The sequence below is a fragment of the Coleofasciculus sp. A1-SPW-01 genome (assembly GCF_040217205.1).
In the GTDB taxonomy this organism is placed as follows: domain Bacteria; phylum Cyanobacteriota; class Cyanobacteriia; order Cyanobacteriales; family Coleofasciculaceae; genus Coleofasciculus; species Coleofasciculus chthonoplastes_A.
Genome location: NZ_JAVJNP010000038.1, coordinates 1 through 15,541 on the forward strand (window position 1 = coordinate 1; position 15,541 = coordinate 15,541).

A 15,541-nucleotide genomic window follows, 5' to 3' on the forward strand; every position below is an offset into this window, starting at 1 on the left:
TGGTTCCCCTTCTCCCACCCCCCTCGTTCCCCCCTACAAGAGGGGGGAGGACAGAGGATGCTATCGCTTTTATTTCAAGGGAGAAGGGGTTAGGGGATGAGGGGGAAATTTTGAGCAGTAAATAGACATAGCTGAAAACCTTGCCAGCATTGGTTTTCGACCTTAAGTTGACACCAATGCTTTAGTGCCATAAGCGCTAAAGCGCAACTACAAACTCTAAAGTTAGTAAGCTGTCATGCCTTTAAATTGGGTATTAGTAGCGAGCAAGATGCAAAGCCTGCGGCATGGCTTCGCTAAACGCACTACAAGGATTTCATGATTATTGATATTTATTAAGGTTTAAATGCCGAACAGCTTACCCTTGGGATTGGGTTTGATATCGATTTTTCTAGATGGCGTAAAAAGTCAGCTAGAACTGCGGCATTTTCGACTGACGATTCTGATAGTGTTTTTCACATAACCAAAGATAGTCCCCGGTATAGGTGGGAAGTCGCTTCAGTCCCAATCTTTCATGATGGGAATCTTCCTCATCTAAGAAAGAATGTAACGCCAATATTCCCGAACGTTCTGCGTGAGAGAGTAAGCCATCTCCCATCCCGGCGGTTCCATCAATTAGGAGTTTATCCTCGCTGAGAATCGTATTGGTTAATTCCTTCATTATCTCCAATTGAGATTGAAGATTACTGACTTTCATGAACTCTTCGCCAAAAAAACTATTCGCGGCGGGTGCAGTAATTGGGGTTAAGGTTTTCAACACCCCCGCAATTAAATTAGCGTAGGGAGCGACTTTTTCTACCCATTCACGCGGCGCTTTAAACTCATAAATTCCCTTATCGATATCATGGACAGGATGCTGACAATTCGGTTCCTCACACCACAAATGTAGCCGATACTTTTTACTCGTCAACCGTCGCCAGTTCCCCTCCCTCGGTTCCAGGGTAAATAGTCGCGGTCCCCGTTTGGATTCGCTGGCGACGGCTTGCATAATTCCCATCACATAGTTGGCGATGCGGCTTTCAAATTCCTGGAGATTCTGCTGAATTTCGGTAAAGCCGCGCTCAACTTTAACTTCAATGCGACTCAATTGTTCCCTAGTATCTTCCTCTTCTAAACCGAAGAGTAAATCAACTATTTTGTGGCGAGTGCGACAAAACTGACAGCGATAGTGAGTATCCCCTTCCTCCAGAAACTGGCGTAATGCTCCAATTTCAAACCGTCCCATACAGGCTTTACCCTGATTCTTGGTGGGACAAGGAACGGCAAAATAATAACGACCTTCCAATCCGGGCCAAGTGTCAGAAATCAGCTTTTGTAGGGTTTGCTGAAGGATATTGGTAAAGTATTCGGGCCACACCGCCTCAGTATACAGATGAAGTTCTCTGTCTCGCAATTCCAGCATCGCCTCACCATGGGTTTTATTCCGCAGGAACATCCCCTTTTGCCAGTGTAATCGATGGGTTTTCCCATCTGGTTCATGGCGTTGATAAATATAGTCATGGGTGCGAACAATCATCCAGGGAATGAGTCCCGGTGGTGATTCTTCCATCACACAAACGGTAGCAATTCGACGCCAATTGTTCGCGGGTTCTTCCTCCGGTAGCCAGGGGAGATTGGGACGAATTTGGGGTACGTGTTGCGCGACTATACTGGCGGTTCCGTCTTCTAAACGGTAGGAGACATCGTATTTTTCCATCAGTCGCAGGAAGAAGGGATACAATTCTGAGGGGTAGCGCGTTTTACCATCGGCTGGATTGTCCCACCATACCTCTAGTAAGCGGTTATCCGATAAGATACCATCCATGTTTTGAGTTGTGCGGTCTTCTAGCACAAAACCAATGGCTTTAGTTAACCATTCTGGCTGTAATATGACATCATCCTGTAACCGTTCATCCTCACTGTAGTAGACGATATACCCTAAATCATGCATCAAGTCAGCTAAGGTTTTTGTGGCGATATGATTTAGATCATGAGTTGAACAGACTGTGGTAAATTCCGTGTAGGAAATCCGAGGTTTATTAATTGCCAAGAGTTCATCCCGTGACTCTCGCCATGCTTTATTGAGTACCACTCCCATTTGGTCAAAGTTTTGAGCGGTTTCAGCAATGATTTGTTTGAGTTGGGCAATACCTATCTTTTCTCCGGTAGCGGGGTCATCGACTAAACTATCGACTTCATGGAAGTCTACAATCATGTCACCAAAATCGCGTTTTAGGACAGGTTTATCGATGCGGGCAATATGTTGACCGGATTGGCAATAGGTAGAAATAATAATTACACGCGCCTCATCGCCAACTCGCAGCCGTAGTAGTTTTAGCCAATCTTCTACTTGACATTGCTGGACACCCCGGCGTGGTTCCCAAACGAGTAAGTAGACGGAACGTTTACTAAAGAAAAATTGGTGGGTGACGCGATAGACTTCTTGACCGCCAAAGTCCCAAGCATTCAGCTTAATTTCAACGTTTTCTTTTTGAGGATGGGGTAGATGGAGCGCTTGAATGGCAATGTCAACGCCATGAGTGGTTGCTTCATTGGTTTGAGGGTCTTTACCTGTTAGTGCTTTCAGCAGGGTGGTTTTTCCTACTCCGCCTTCACCGACTAAAACTAATTTCGCTTCGTAAAATTCTTCACGTTGTTCGGGTTCTTGTATACTTTTTAAATATGCTTTTAGTTCGTCTAGTCCACTTTGATATGCACTTCTTACAACAGGGTTAAGGGGATTATTGTCTAAAATCAGCTTTTGTAGGTTAGTTAATTGACCGATACATTCCGGTATCTCTGTTATTTGGTTTTCCGTTAAAGAAAGCTCTTGAAGGTTAATTAATTGACCGATACATTCGGGTATGTCAGTTATTTTATTATCATCTAAATCCAGCTCCTGAAGGTTATTTAGCTGACCGATACATTCGGGTATCTCTGTTATTTGATTTCCCCCAAAATACAGCAATTGAAGATTAGTTAATTTGCCGATGAATTCCGGTATCTCTGTTATTTTATTTCCGGTTAAAGCCAGACTTTGAAGGTTATTTAGCTGACCAATACATTCGGGTATCTCTGTTATTTTATTTCCGACTAAACCCAGATTTTGAAGGTTAGTCAATTGACCGATAAAATCCGGTATCTCTGTTGTTTGATTGTCATTGAAGTCCAGGCTTTGAAGGTTAGTTAATTGACCGATATATTCCGGTATCTCTGTTATTTGATTTTTCCATAAATCCAGCACTTGAAGGTTAGTTAATTGACCGATACATTCCGGTATCTCTGTTATTTGATTTTTCCATAAATCCAGCACTTGAAGGTTAGTTAATTGACCGATACATTCCGGTATCTCTGTTATTTGATTTTCCCTTAAATCCAGCACTTGAAGGTTAGTCAATTGACCAATACATTCCGGTATCTCTGTAATACCTTTTCCCGACAAATTCAGCCTTGTTACTCCTTCACGGGCTGCCTTCTCAATAATTTCAAGTAATTCTGCTCTATCCGTCATTCTATCTCGTCCTCACTCAAAGCCACCGGAAAAGGATTATGGCATCTCTTAACTTGGCACAACTCAGGCTAGTCTCTCGCAGCTTTCCACCTCTACCACCTTAACTGATAAATTCCCCAATGGGAATCTTCCCCGTTATTCGCCTTCAAGTTTTCCCCGGCGCCGATGAGATCCAATTGCTGAGTAAACTGTTCGGTTCACCGGAATCTAGAAAACCTCTCTCCAAACCTCTCTCCTACAAGGAGAGAGGCTTTGAATTCTCCTTCATGGAACAAAAAGCGAAGCATCCTTTGATTTTCTCAAATAGGCTCCATCGTTGTAGTGTCTAAGCTGTCATGCATTTAAATTGGGTATTAGTAGCGAGCAAGATGCAAAGCCTTCGGCATGGCTTCGCTTAACGCACTACAAGGCTTTTGCCGTTATTGATATTAAGGTTTAAATGCCGAACAGCTTATAGGCTTAAGGTGATTCTTTACCCAAGGTTCAATGTTATCTTCTGTTAAAATATCTGCACCAAGCTTAGAATACATCGAAGTTACTTTTTGATAATTTCGCTCAAGTTTTTTATAGGCAGGATATTTTGGGTTAGGTGGTAATGTCACAATAGCTAAAGGGAAATCAGGTTGATGTTCCTTGACGTCAGAAATCTTCCAAGCAATTGAATTTTGAAGATCTGCCTTGACTTGAACTTCAAAGGAAATACCTTGAGCGGCAAAATAAGGTTTTCCATTAGCAACGACAACATCAAATTCATGTTTTTCAAAATGCCCTGACAATGAATAATTATTTTTGACTAGATCTTTTGCTCGATCTCCAAGAATATTTCTAATTTTCCTCCTAGTCACTTGCACCGCAAAAGCGCGATCGCGCGGCTTTGGCTCCTCCGGTGGCTCAAGCAAATAGGTATCAGCAATATCAGCTAAAAGGCTTTCTACATCGTCTAGAGAACCACGCGGTTCAGTCAACTGAATGCTATTAAACCAATTCTGAGCGACTCTGATTAAACGTTCCTGCTTGGGAGTCTCATTCGGCGAATCCCCCGGAAACAATAATCCATCAGCAGCCGCATCCTCCATGCGACTAGCGAAATCTTTGAGGAAATGGATATCTTCCATTCCAAAGCGTTTTACCCGTTCCCAATTGTTTAAAAATCGAACACGCACCCGATTATCATCAAAGGCAAGCACACCAATATTGATCCGCTCATCAGCAATCGGATTGGGAACGTATTGGACGATACTGTATCGACTAACCATTGCTCTTGCCTTATACTCAGAGGATTCACAGGAGTTCAAGTAACTCTTGTTGTCTTCTAATTAAGTATTCCACCATAGTAACCCGTTCTTCCATTGTAAACTGCCATTCCTGCGGAGGGACTGCCACCACACGAATACTATTATCTTCAGTTACCCGCTCTAGCTTTTCGAGTTCTTCTTGGAGGTTGGACTTTAAACTAATCAGAGCCAATTATACCTGCGCGATCGCACTTCTTTTGATAACTACTATTCACTAGATACCACTTGGTTCTTTCTTTCTCCTTTACTACTGACATTTCCTCAGCTTGACTCAATTTCGTTTCGCCTCAATTTGTCAAGCTATGATAATTTAAACTATTTTTACTCCCAGAACAGTTTAAATTTTCCAATCAGAGTCTAGTCTCAACAAAACGTCATAATTGCTCGTTTTTCACCTCTTTTTGGGAAAAAGCTACGAATTTTCAGGGGGTACAGCGATTGTGAGAGGGTTGTGTGGTTTTCAGGTATACTATCTATGGTGGGTATTTTGTCGGCAAAACTAATTTTGACCCAGCTAAACTCCTTGAATATTCGTAGAACTTTGTATAATCTCCGATTTTTGTCTCACTGCCAATATCTCTTTGGATGCATGTATTTTTTTAAAGTTTCGATAAAAATCATGACTAAGTATTGACAAAAACACAGATGACACAGAAAGGATGATGTAGACAGAAGCCTGAATAGTGAGGAACACAGATTGACACAGACAAATAAATAATTTCCTCAAATCATCTTTTTATCCTTTCGTTCAAGTCAATCTACAAGATTAATAGGGATTGAGTTAATTAAGGGTTTGTGGTCAACGCTATACTTTTAATGGCGAAGACAGGACAACTACAAACCTTGACTTATTGTTTCAAACGGTTCTGAACCTAAGGGACTGGGTGTCCACCCGGTAACGGTTTTGCGTTTGGCGAGTAAGGGTTGGGAGTGAACGATGGGTAATCGGACGGCTTCTTGGGCTAAAATTTCATCCACTTGGGCATAAATTTGAGTCCGTTCGGCTTGATCAGTTGTCGCCCTTCCCTGTTCTAAAAGTTGGAGAATTTCCTCATTTTTCCAGCCGCCTAAATCCTCGGTGGCGCCGGGACCAAAATGGGCATAGTAAAAGTTATCGGGATCACCATAATCCCCTGTCCATCCCAACATAAACGCTTGAAATCCTGGTGATTTTCGCCGATCCTCTAAATAGGCTGCCCAATCTTTGGTTTGTAAGTTGACGTTAATGCCGATCGCACTGAGTTCGGCGGCGATGGCTTCGGCGATGGGTTTGGGTGTGGGAAAATAGGGACGACTGACGGGCATATACCACAAATCTAGGTCAAAGCCATCAGGATACCCGGCATCAGCGATCAGTTGTTGGGCTTGTTGAGGATTGTAGGAATAGTTGATAATTTGCTCAGACTGATACTCCGAGAGAGACGGTGGGGTAAAATGGTTATCATGTTGACCCAATTCTCCCCAAAAGGCGGGGACGATTTCTGAGGAGTTAATAGCTTGCGCGATCGCACGACGGACTTCTACCTTAGAAAAGGGTTCATAGCTGGGATTTAGTGCCAAATAGCCGACGTTAAATGAAGGACGAAATACGGCGTCTAGGTTGGCATCATTTTCAATTTCAGGGAGTTGATCCGGGGATAAATCTACCGTAAAATTAATCGTACCCGCCCGTAATTGTGCCAACCGTGCCGACGGATCAGTAATGAAGCGAATCACTAACTGATCAGACTTGGGTAAATCCGGTTTCCAATAATTCGGATTCTTGTCCAGAACAATGCGATCGCCAGTCTGCCATTCTTTAAACATAAACGGTCCCGTCCCCACTGCCAAGGATGCCGGAGTACCATAATCTGCCCCAGCTTGTTGAATCGCATCGGGACTGGCAATCCCAAAATAACCCGAAGCTATCGCCGCCGGAAATGCGGCAAAGGGTTGCTGAAGGATAAACTCAATCGTATTATCATCCGCGACAACAATATCTTGCAAAATTGAGTCCGGACTTCCCTTATACCCGCCAAACAAATTCGCCCAAATCTCGTAATTTTTCCCTGCATCCCGATAGCCAAACTCACTGTCGGGATTCCACCAGCGCTCTACATTAAACCTTACCGCTTCAGCATTAAAATCGCTACCATCATGAAATTGAACATCATCGCGTAGCTTAAACGTCCACGTCTTCCCATCCTCAGATACTCTCCACTCCGTCGCCAACCCTGGTTCTAACTCCGTGGTTCCCGGTTTAATACTCAGCAGCGTATTGTAGATTTGATGCTGCACAACAATCGAATTGCCGTCGGTAATATTTCCCGGTTCCAAGTTCACCGGTTGTCCACCGGAACCATAAACCAGCGTATCAGCCGGAATCGCGGAACTCTCGCTAGTTTGGGGAGACTGAGTATCACAATTCGCCAGCCCCAACCCCAAAGCCAAGCCCATAATAACCAACAGAATAAACCGAATCAGCGATCGTTTAGGCGATGCGATCGCACATGGCATTTCAGAGGACACAGCAAAACCCATAAACTCTGATCAAATCTTACCTTACGTTCGTAGTCAGGGAACCTTAGCCTTAAACTTACAACCGATTGCCATACACCACTAACCCCCTCTGCGTTCTCTGCGTAAACCTCTGCGTTCTCTGCGTTAAAAAAATATAATGACTAACGGATTTGAACCTATAGCCTTTCTGGATGCACGTCAGTAGGGCGCAGGTTTTCTGGGCGCACGTCGGTGCGCCCCTACACATCTTGAACCAACTCAGCCGATGGAGTCACTACCGTATTCCGATCCTTTCTCGCCTTTCTTACTTCAACCAACGCCTCCTTAATCACAACAGCCGTTGGTACCGCCACAATCACCCCCAATAATCCCCCCACCCTTACCCCAATTAACAGAGAAATAAACACCCAAAACGGATTTAATCCCGTAACACGACCAAAAATTCTCGGCGCTAATAAATTTTCCACAAGTTGCTGAAAAACCACCGCCACTGCTAATACTTGAACCCCCAAACCAATATCTCGCAAAGCCACAAGTAGCGTGACTAAAGCTATCCCCACAGAACCGCCAAAGGGAACCAGTGCCATAACTCCAATTGTAAACCCAAATAGCAACCCAAACGGAACCTTGAGTAAGATAAATAGCGAAATTAACCCCGACGCCATACAAGTAGCAATAATAATCTGCCCGATAAAATAGTTTTGGAAGCTTAAGCGTAGAGTATTCGACGCTGATCTCTGTACTTTATTGGGTAACCATTCAATTAAACTACGCCAGACTTCCCGACCATGCTGGAGTAAATAGAATGTGGAAATAATTATTAATAATACATCCAAAACCTTGGTTACTGTAAACACAGCTAAATTTAGGGTCAGATTCAAGCTTTTAGACGCAATAACTTGCAATTGTCCCTTCAGTCGGTCATTGATTTGAATAATTAAACCATCCAGGCTAATCGGCAAGTTTAAATCTTCCAACCTGTGATCCAACATGATCAACTGACGCCGCCCGGAATCGAACCATTCGGGTAAACGACTCACCAATTGTTGGGCTTGAGTAATAACTAGGGGAAATAACGTTACGCCAATTGCAAACAACAGCAATATCGCCACTAGAAATACGAATAACGCGGCTAATCCTCGCTTAATCCCCAGGGTTTCTAACCAGCTTACCGGATAGTTCAATAGGAAGGCTAACAGGGAAGCCGCTAACACCGTGACAAGTAGGGATTCAAAATAGGCGAAAATTTCCGAAAATGCCCATGCATTCAACACCGCCAAGGGTGCAGCCAAAGCGATGACTAATAATCGTGATGGGGGAGTTAGGGACTCCCACCAGCGCATTAACCTGTTTTTGGGTGTGGATGACCCGGAATTGACCATCTAAGTAGGTGGGGACAATTGAAGTTAACGGTGGTGATCGTCATTTGTCATTAACGATTTCTCACTCACTCATCCTAACTAAGAATTACAGGTTTGCAGGAACTCAAAATTTGCTGTAGATTAACCACATCACCAATAACCGCGATCGCAGGAGCTTCAAATCCAGTAGCGTCCACTTGCTGCACAATGGTGTCCAGAGTACCAATCAAGTAGTCTTGCTGCGGTGTCGTTCCCCAGCGAATCAAAGCCACCGGGGTGTCTGGAGAACGTCCCGCCGCGATAACTTGCGCCACGATATTGCCCAGATTATGCACCCCCATATAGATTACAATCGTTTCACTTCCCTGGGCGATCGCCTGCCAATTAACTTGAGGGCGATACTTACCCACCGCTTCGTGTCCGGTGACAAAGGTCACGGATGAACTATACTGGCGATGGGTTAGGGGAATTCCTATGTATGCAGGTGCGGCAATCCCCGACGTGATCCCCGGAACCACTTCCACCGATACACCCGCCCGGATTAAATCCTCCATTTCTTCCCCACCGCGCCCAAATACAAAGGGATCACCCCCTTTAAGACGCACGACAACGGCATTGGTTTTGGCTTTTTCAATCAGTAACTGTGTCGTTTGTTCCTGGGGTAAGGAATGACGCCCACGCCGTTTTCCGCCATTAATTTTTTCCGCCTTGGGGTTAATCATTGCTAAAATCGGCGCACTGACTAAAGCGTCGTAAATTACCACATCGGCATGTTCTAACAAGGTTTTACCTTTGAGGGTAAATAATCCAGGATCTCCGGGACCCGCGCCGACTAAATAGACTTTACCGAGATAGTTAGGTTGATTCATGACCCTTCAATAAAACCATTCATTTCAATTAATATATGCGCTCATGTTCCAGGCTTAAGGATCTCATAAGTAGGTTGGTGGAAATAAACTCAACTATGTTAAGTGATGTAAATAGACCTCTTTCCCCTGACAAAGGACGAATGACGTAGCTTGCTTGGAGCGAACGCGAGTTCTCCACCGCCCGCCTTTTATTGTGCCGACCTACTTATCTCATCCTTCATCCCTATAATCTATGGGGACTACCCAATTCATCTCGTTACTTAGGATACATAATCCGCACACAAATGACATTTTTACATATTAACCATGCGACATTAACATTTATTACCGGATGTTGCCTGACAAATCGGTCAGCAATCTCGCTTTTGTGATCATAAAGGTCAAAACCGTTTATTCTGTGGTAACCCACATTCCGCTTTAATCGCCGTGGCAAAAGCGGGTTATAAACGCGGATTGGGTATTATTTGGTATTATTGGTGAGGCAGGGCGGGTTTCGTTATTCAGTTAGTTCTGACTAGCTAAATTGATTCCCTAAACCCGCCCCTACGGTTGTCAAAATGTTTAGTAACTATCCACAATAAATTGAAAAATACCAAGTAGTTTTTCCCGTTCATTAATATAATATCTATGGTCATCCACAAAAACAACATCGCCCTCTAGCTTCAAAAATTGCCAATCTTCTCCCGTAGTCACACAGCCGTAAATCCCAGAAATTGAGTTATTTTCTAGCTCGTTGAAGCGTTGCGCTCCCAACATTTGAGCAATGCACTGACCTAAACCGCCTTTGATATCGCCTTTTTTCGCTTCTACCAAAGAAATAATTGGAGCCTGCATGGTCAGAGAAACGGGACTTTTAGACAAGATAAAATCACATTCTCCTTTCAACCCTTGCTCCTCGTCTACATCAAGCTTTTCGCCAGAGTAGATAGAGAGTTTCTTCGGATTTCGTCGCTCTAGCTCAATTAAAATTGGGGCAATAATAAATTCTGATCGGGCTTTTTCACTGGACGAAGCCAGGGCTAACTTAAGGCTATAGCTAAGGGTTTCCTGTAGCCAGTTACTTGGTTCTAAGGTAGCAACATCACTGAAAAGCTGAACAGTTTGTTCGGTTAGTCCAAAGACCTTTTTTACCTGATTCAATGAAAAATCGCTGTATGCCATAGTAGCAATTCAGAACTAATCCGACAAAATTAAACTTAACCGCCTACATTTAGACAAGGGCGAGTCGAGACAGGTTAATTCTAACACCGCCTACGATGAGCAGCGACTCGCCCCTACAACCAACCGCGATAATTGCCCCAATTTATCTACGTAAAAAGGAGGTAAATTATTGTATGAAAATTAATTCAACGTTACACCTATCAGCCGTCACCCGTTCCTGGGAAAGCCGAGGACTTGACTGTCGCTTTGCTAATATACTGCAAAATTCGCTCAAAGTCACGACGAATTTCAGCTAATTGTTTTGCGTCTTTGTTAGAACCCGCGATCGCGTCTAGTTCCTGCTGACGTCTGACGCCAATCTGTTGCTCAAGTTTCCGATAGGTTTGTTGTTCTACCGTCCAGAGTTGAGCATTAATTTGATGCTCTAGATGTTTAGCAATTGCCTGAAATTGACTGGTAATATAACGGATAATATCGTTCATTTGCTTTTCTCTATCCGCTGGGTATTCCCCAGTATCCGGTTCAGTTTTTTCCGAGAAAATGATCGTTGCCGAACTTAAGAAGTGGGAAATATGGATAATTGGAGTCATCGCTTCTACCGACTGCCAATGTTTAACTTGAAACTTGGCTAAATTTTTGGGATAGTTTTCTGACATTACCTTAACGTTATCCCTAAAGGTTTTCAGCCAATGCAATTGACGATGGATGCGTTGTGCCTTTTTAGAGTTACCAGAATTGTGATTATCCTGTTTAGCCTGTTCCCACGATTCCAGTAAAATTTGCACCAGATTTCCTTTTAGTATTGTTACGATAGTTTGGTGTAGGGATATCATCGCCTCGTTTAGAGTATTGGTTATTTTTTCGCAGGCTTGTTCATAATGGTTTTGGATATTCAGTTCAGTCTGCTGAGTCAATTGTTCAAAGTTCAGTTGACTACCCAAGGCTACTTGCAGGATATCGCCTTCTTGAGTAATCGCGGCGGATAGGCGCAGGATTATCCCCTGAATTTTAATCCGCAGGCGATCGCGTTCTTGGTGTAGACTACGAGTTAGGCGGGTAAGTAGTTCTAAGAATATGGTGTCTTGGGGGGTAGTACGACTGATATGCAACTGCGCGTCATCTACACAGCTTAAAGCGATGCGAATCGGGGTATCAAAGCGGGTCAAATACCCTCGTTGTTCGACAAAGGTATCCCAGGTATCAATGAATGTAGCAAAACGACTCACGTCTCTGAGAAATTTATCCCCAGAATCGATTCCTTCACAGTAGTCTTTGGCATCGATAAAACATAAGGGAAATTCATCCAGGTTATAGGGATGTAAAGCTTCAGCTAAACTGCGGCGATAGTTCGCCATTTTTTCCCGTTCCTCACCCGCCTCCTCGGACATTTTATTAATCACCAGCATCATTTTCCAGCGATAACCTTGACGGTAGGCTAACTGCTTAAAATTTTCCACTGTTATTGTGTCAAACAGCATCGAAGTGAGACAGAAAATCAACAAATCCGCCTTCGCGATCGCACTATAGGTTATTTCATCATGATCCTGCCGTTCTGTAAAGAGTCCAGGGGTATCGATGAGTTCAATTCCCTGCCAATTATAACGGGTGATCTGATCAGTTGTAATATCGGAATGAATGGCAATATCTCGCCGCCCTGTCAACGCCGAAATTAGGGTGGATTTTCCCGCGCCATATTGTCCAACTACGACAACACTCAGCATTCCCTGATGGCGATAGGTATTAAGTTCCTGTCGTAGTTTTTGACGAATTTCAGTGAGAGGCGTTCGATTTAGTTTCGCCAAGTATTTGTCAAATTTTATACAAGCTGTCGTTAACTTAGACGCGACAACCGCTGATTTAAATTGATTCGTCATTTGTTGATTATCATTCGTCTTATGTCATTCGTCTTATGTACAGTCGGGGCGGGTTTAGTTACATCTGGATGTAACCAAAAAGATAGTAGTGAAACCCGCCCCTACACCATCTTCTCCATCTCCCCCTGCTCCCAGACGTAGCATGCTACGTCTCTACATTACTCCCTCATCTACTGAAGCCGATGCATCGACACATCTTCTTGCAAAATTCGATTAATTTCCTGGCTGTCTAGATGAGAACGGACTTGAAATTTGGTTTGAATATCAATCTGTTTACCAAACTCCCGTTTCACTTGGGTAACTGTTTTATTAATTCCGGCTTCAGTCAAGGGTTTATAGTGGCTTTGACACCAATCAACAATCCGCTTGCTATACGCCCTATTAAGTCGATTAATTGTATTACTGAGTTGTTGCTGAGGCTGATTAAACTGTTTTGAAATTAGCTCAAACTCTTGAATCAGTCCTTCAATATATCGAATAATACTTCCGGCTGCATGGCGGTAATACTCGCGAAAACTATTAGCCGCTTGTTCCTCAATTTTGCGTTGACTGGCTCGGATTTGTGGCGTTAATAACTTAGACAACCGTTGAACGGCAAAGTTGCGTTTTTGTTCGCGGGTTGTAAAAATGCCTAAAATGCTATTCAGCACAACTGCCCCCATCATCACCGTTTTGTTCACCGAGGGACTAAAATGAGTAACCAGGCTTTGGGAGAGTCTCAAGAAACTCCCGCCAATTTGTGCAGCATTATCACTGTACAGATCAACAGGACTTGGGAAAAATCGTAAATCATCCCCACCACTATAAGCCATTAATTGTAAATCGGTTCCCAGTTCAGATAAAGCAATTTCTACATCACGATTAAAGTTTTGCACCGTTGTTTGATAGGCATGTTGCAGGCGATCATCAATTTGCAGCGCTTGCAGTTTATAGTCCCAATTTTGTCTTAAGCTTTCCTGACTGAAGTTCCAATTGGATTCAGCGAAATCGGGTAAACTATTGAAAATATCTTGGAAAATGCTGCCAATTTGATACTGGAGGAATTCCAGATGATCCTTACCCGCCGTTTTGATTTGCGCCTGCAAGGTTTCTCGTTGACGGGTGAGAGTCGCACTCAATTGTTGATAGCTTTGACGTTTCTGACTCATCCAGTGGTAGGGGCGTTCAATTGTCCCTACAGTGGAACCCAGAAGCGTTTGCGATCGCCGAATCGCGCCATGCTTAACTAGGGATTCGCGGATGGAGTCTAAAAAGTCCTGGATGCGACTGGCTTTGAACAGTTTCTCCTGATTGGCTTGGTGTTCGGGTTCGCTTGCCATTTGCGCCGCCAGCAGCATGACGGGAATAATATCAAAATAGTCGTTGGCATAATGATTTTGGGCATAGCGACGGATGCGATCAATATGTCCGCCAATCCCACTATTTCCTTCTAGCGTAAAGAGTTTATCGGGATTCTTTAAGAAATAGTCTAAGCGACGCGGATCACGCAGATTATATTTCAGGTTGAGTAGCATAATTAAGGGTTTTGCCTTGGCTTTTAACTGCTGCAAGAATTGGAACTCGGTTTCTTGGATGCTGTCATTGGTGACGACATAGCAAATCAGATCCGATTCTTCAATCACACTTTCAACAATTTCCTCTTCACTTTTCCCCCCTGGTGCGCCAATTCCGGGGGTATCGATAATGCGAATATTTTTCCAATCATACACTCGATTAAAGCGAGTCGTGCGCTGTCCTCCACTACCAATTGCTTCCCAGCCTTCCCCAATAATAATCGCATGGAGGGTACTTTTCCCGACTTTGGTTTTCCCCATAACCGCCAGACTAAAATGGTGCAGGGCGCGTTGTTTTGCCCAGAGGGATTCGCGTACACTATCCAGTTCTTCTCCAATCTCGGCGGCTAGGGTTTGTTGGGTTTGGTTGAATTGATTGATCAGTTCTTGCGTGGTTGGGTTCGTCGGCTGCTGATGAATGGTTTTCTGGAGGTTCTCTAGGGTGAGTTTTAGGGTTTGATTTAAGCCGATTAACGTGGATTCCGTATCCGTGAGTGCGGTTTCAGTGAAGCGATAATTTTCCCCAGCGATAATGCTATTGCGTTGTACCGCTTCTTCGTAGTCGGGTCCAGCTAAGAGGATTTGCCGTTGCAATTGAACAATGCGGCGTCCCAGAGTTTCGGGGGCGAAGGTGGCAAGTTTAGCGATTAAGGTGCGGGATAAGATAGACTCTGCACCCATGAGTAATATCGCGCTGAGTGAGAGTTTCTCGGTTTGAGACTCCCTGTCTCTTGCCCGATTAGCTTGCAGAGATTGGGCTTGAGTGATCATCTGTTCCACCTCTGTCGCATCCCAGTGCCAAATCTGCGCCACCTGGGCAATCATTTGCTGTTCCAAGGGGGAAAAGAGTCCATCGACATAAGCGATCGCCAGGAGTTGCTGCATCGCTTCGGGTTGCTGCTCGGGGGGGATTTGCTGGGCGATATCCTTGATAGGGAGGAGGGTTTTCTCTTGGGCGAGAATTTTCTCCATTTCGTGGATTGTCTGTTGTCCCACCTGAGTTTGATCTGCCAACTCATGCAAGAGTTTCGACTCTTCCCGATGAATTTGGCGATCGGCACAGACTAGATGGGTGAGTAAGAGAAGCGGGTAGTCGAGGGGTTCACTAGCCATGGGAGTGGTGTTGGGTAGGGTTACCTGGGGGTAAATGCTGGGGGTTAGGGATACCATGATATCGGAAAGCACAATAGATTCTCCTATACAGTTCCCAACGAAAGCGATCGCTTTCCCGGATGCTTTGACTGCAAACACCCAGGGGGAAGATGGGGAAGAGGGTTCACTAACAGTCCGTAAATATCTAAACAATTAGTGACATAACTGGACATTTTCTATGATATAATCAGGAAATGTCTAGTTTAACTGCCCAAGAAGCGGCTACTCGACTAGGTGTGACGGTCTTGCACGTTGCACCGATGGCAACTCAACGGCTCTCATTCGATCTT

Annotated in this window: 9 protein-coding genes; all 9 read right to left on the minus strand. The window is 44.1% G+C overall.

The genetic code is table 11. The features are described 5' to 3' along the window. Nucleotides 1-409 precede the first annotated feature (409 nt). Complete coding sequence (locus RH949_RS06445) at nt 410-3,487, minus strand: leucine-rich repeat domain-containing protein (RefSeq protein ID WP_446352279.1); 3,078 nt, start codon at nt 3,485-3,487, stop codon at nt 410-412. A gap of 428 nt (nt 3,488-3,915) precedes the next feature. Further along, entirely contained in the window at nt 3,916-4,743 is an 828-nt protein-coding gene (locus tag RH949_RS06450; protein ID WP_446352280.1) for a DUF3037 domain-containing protein, read from the minus strand. A 25-nt stretch (nt 4,744-4,768) separates the two neighbouring features. After that, the gene (locus tag RH949_RS06455) at nt 4,769-4,954 is read right to left on the minus strand and encodes a hypothetical protein (RefSeq protein WP_446352281.1); all 186 of its coding nucleotides are present in this window, start codon (nt 4,952-4,954) and stop codon (nt 4,769-4,771) included. Between the two features lie 662 nt (nt 4,955-5,616). Beyond that, nucleotides 5,617-7,302: an ABC transporter substrate-binding protein gene (locus RH949_RS06460; RefSeq protein ID WP_446352282.1), complete on the minus strand. Its 1,686-nt coding sequence runs from the start codon at nt 7,300-7,302 to the stop codon at nt 5,617-5,619. A gap of 218 nt (nt 7,303-7,520) precedes the next feature. After that, entirely contained in the window at nt 7,521-8,663 is a 1,143-nt protein-coding gene (locus RH949_RS06465; RefSeq protein WP_446352283.1) for an AI-2E family transporter, read from the minus strand. Nucleotides 8,664-8,737: 74 nt separating this feature from the next. Continuing rightward, on the minus strand, nt 8,738-9,511 hold the full coding sequence (gene cobA / locus RH949_RS06470; RefSeq protein ID WP_446352284.1) for a uroporphyrinogen-III C-methyltransferase: 774 nt from the start codon (nt 9,509-9,511) through the stop codon (nt 8,738-8,740). Nucleotides 9,512-10,072: 561 nt separating this feature from the next. Further along, on the minus strand, nt 10,073-10,672 hold the full coding sequence (locus tag RH949_RS06475; protein WP_446352285.1) for a hypothetical protein: 600 nt from the start codon (nt 10,670-10,672) through the stop codon (nt 10,073-10,075). A gap of 200 nt (nt 10,673-10,872) precedes the next feature. Then, nucleotides 10,873-12,546 carry a GTPase family protein gene (locus RH949_RS06480; RefSeq protein ID WP_446352286.1) on the minus strand — a complete coding sequence of 558 codons (1,674 nt, stop codon included), beginning with the start codon at nt 12,544-12,546 and terminating at the stop codon, nt 10,873-10,875. Nucleotides 12,547-12,716: 170 nt separating this feature from the next. Next, a complete protein-coding gene (locus tag RH949_RS06485) occupies nt 12,717-15,284 on the minus strand; it encodes a GTPase (protein WP_446352287.1) in 2,568 nt (855 codons plus the stop codon). Nucleotides 15,285-15,541 lie beyond the last annotated feature (257 nt).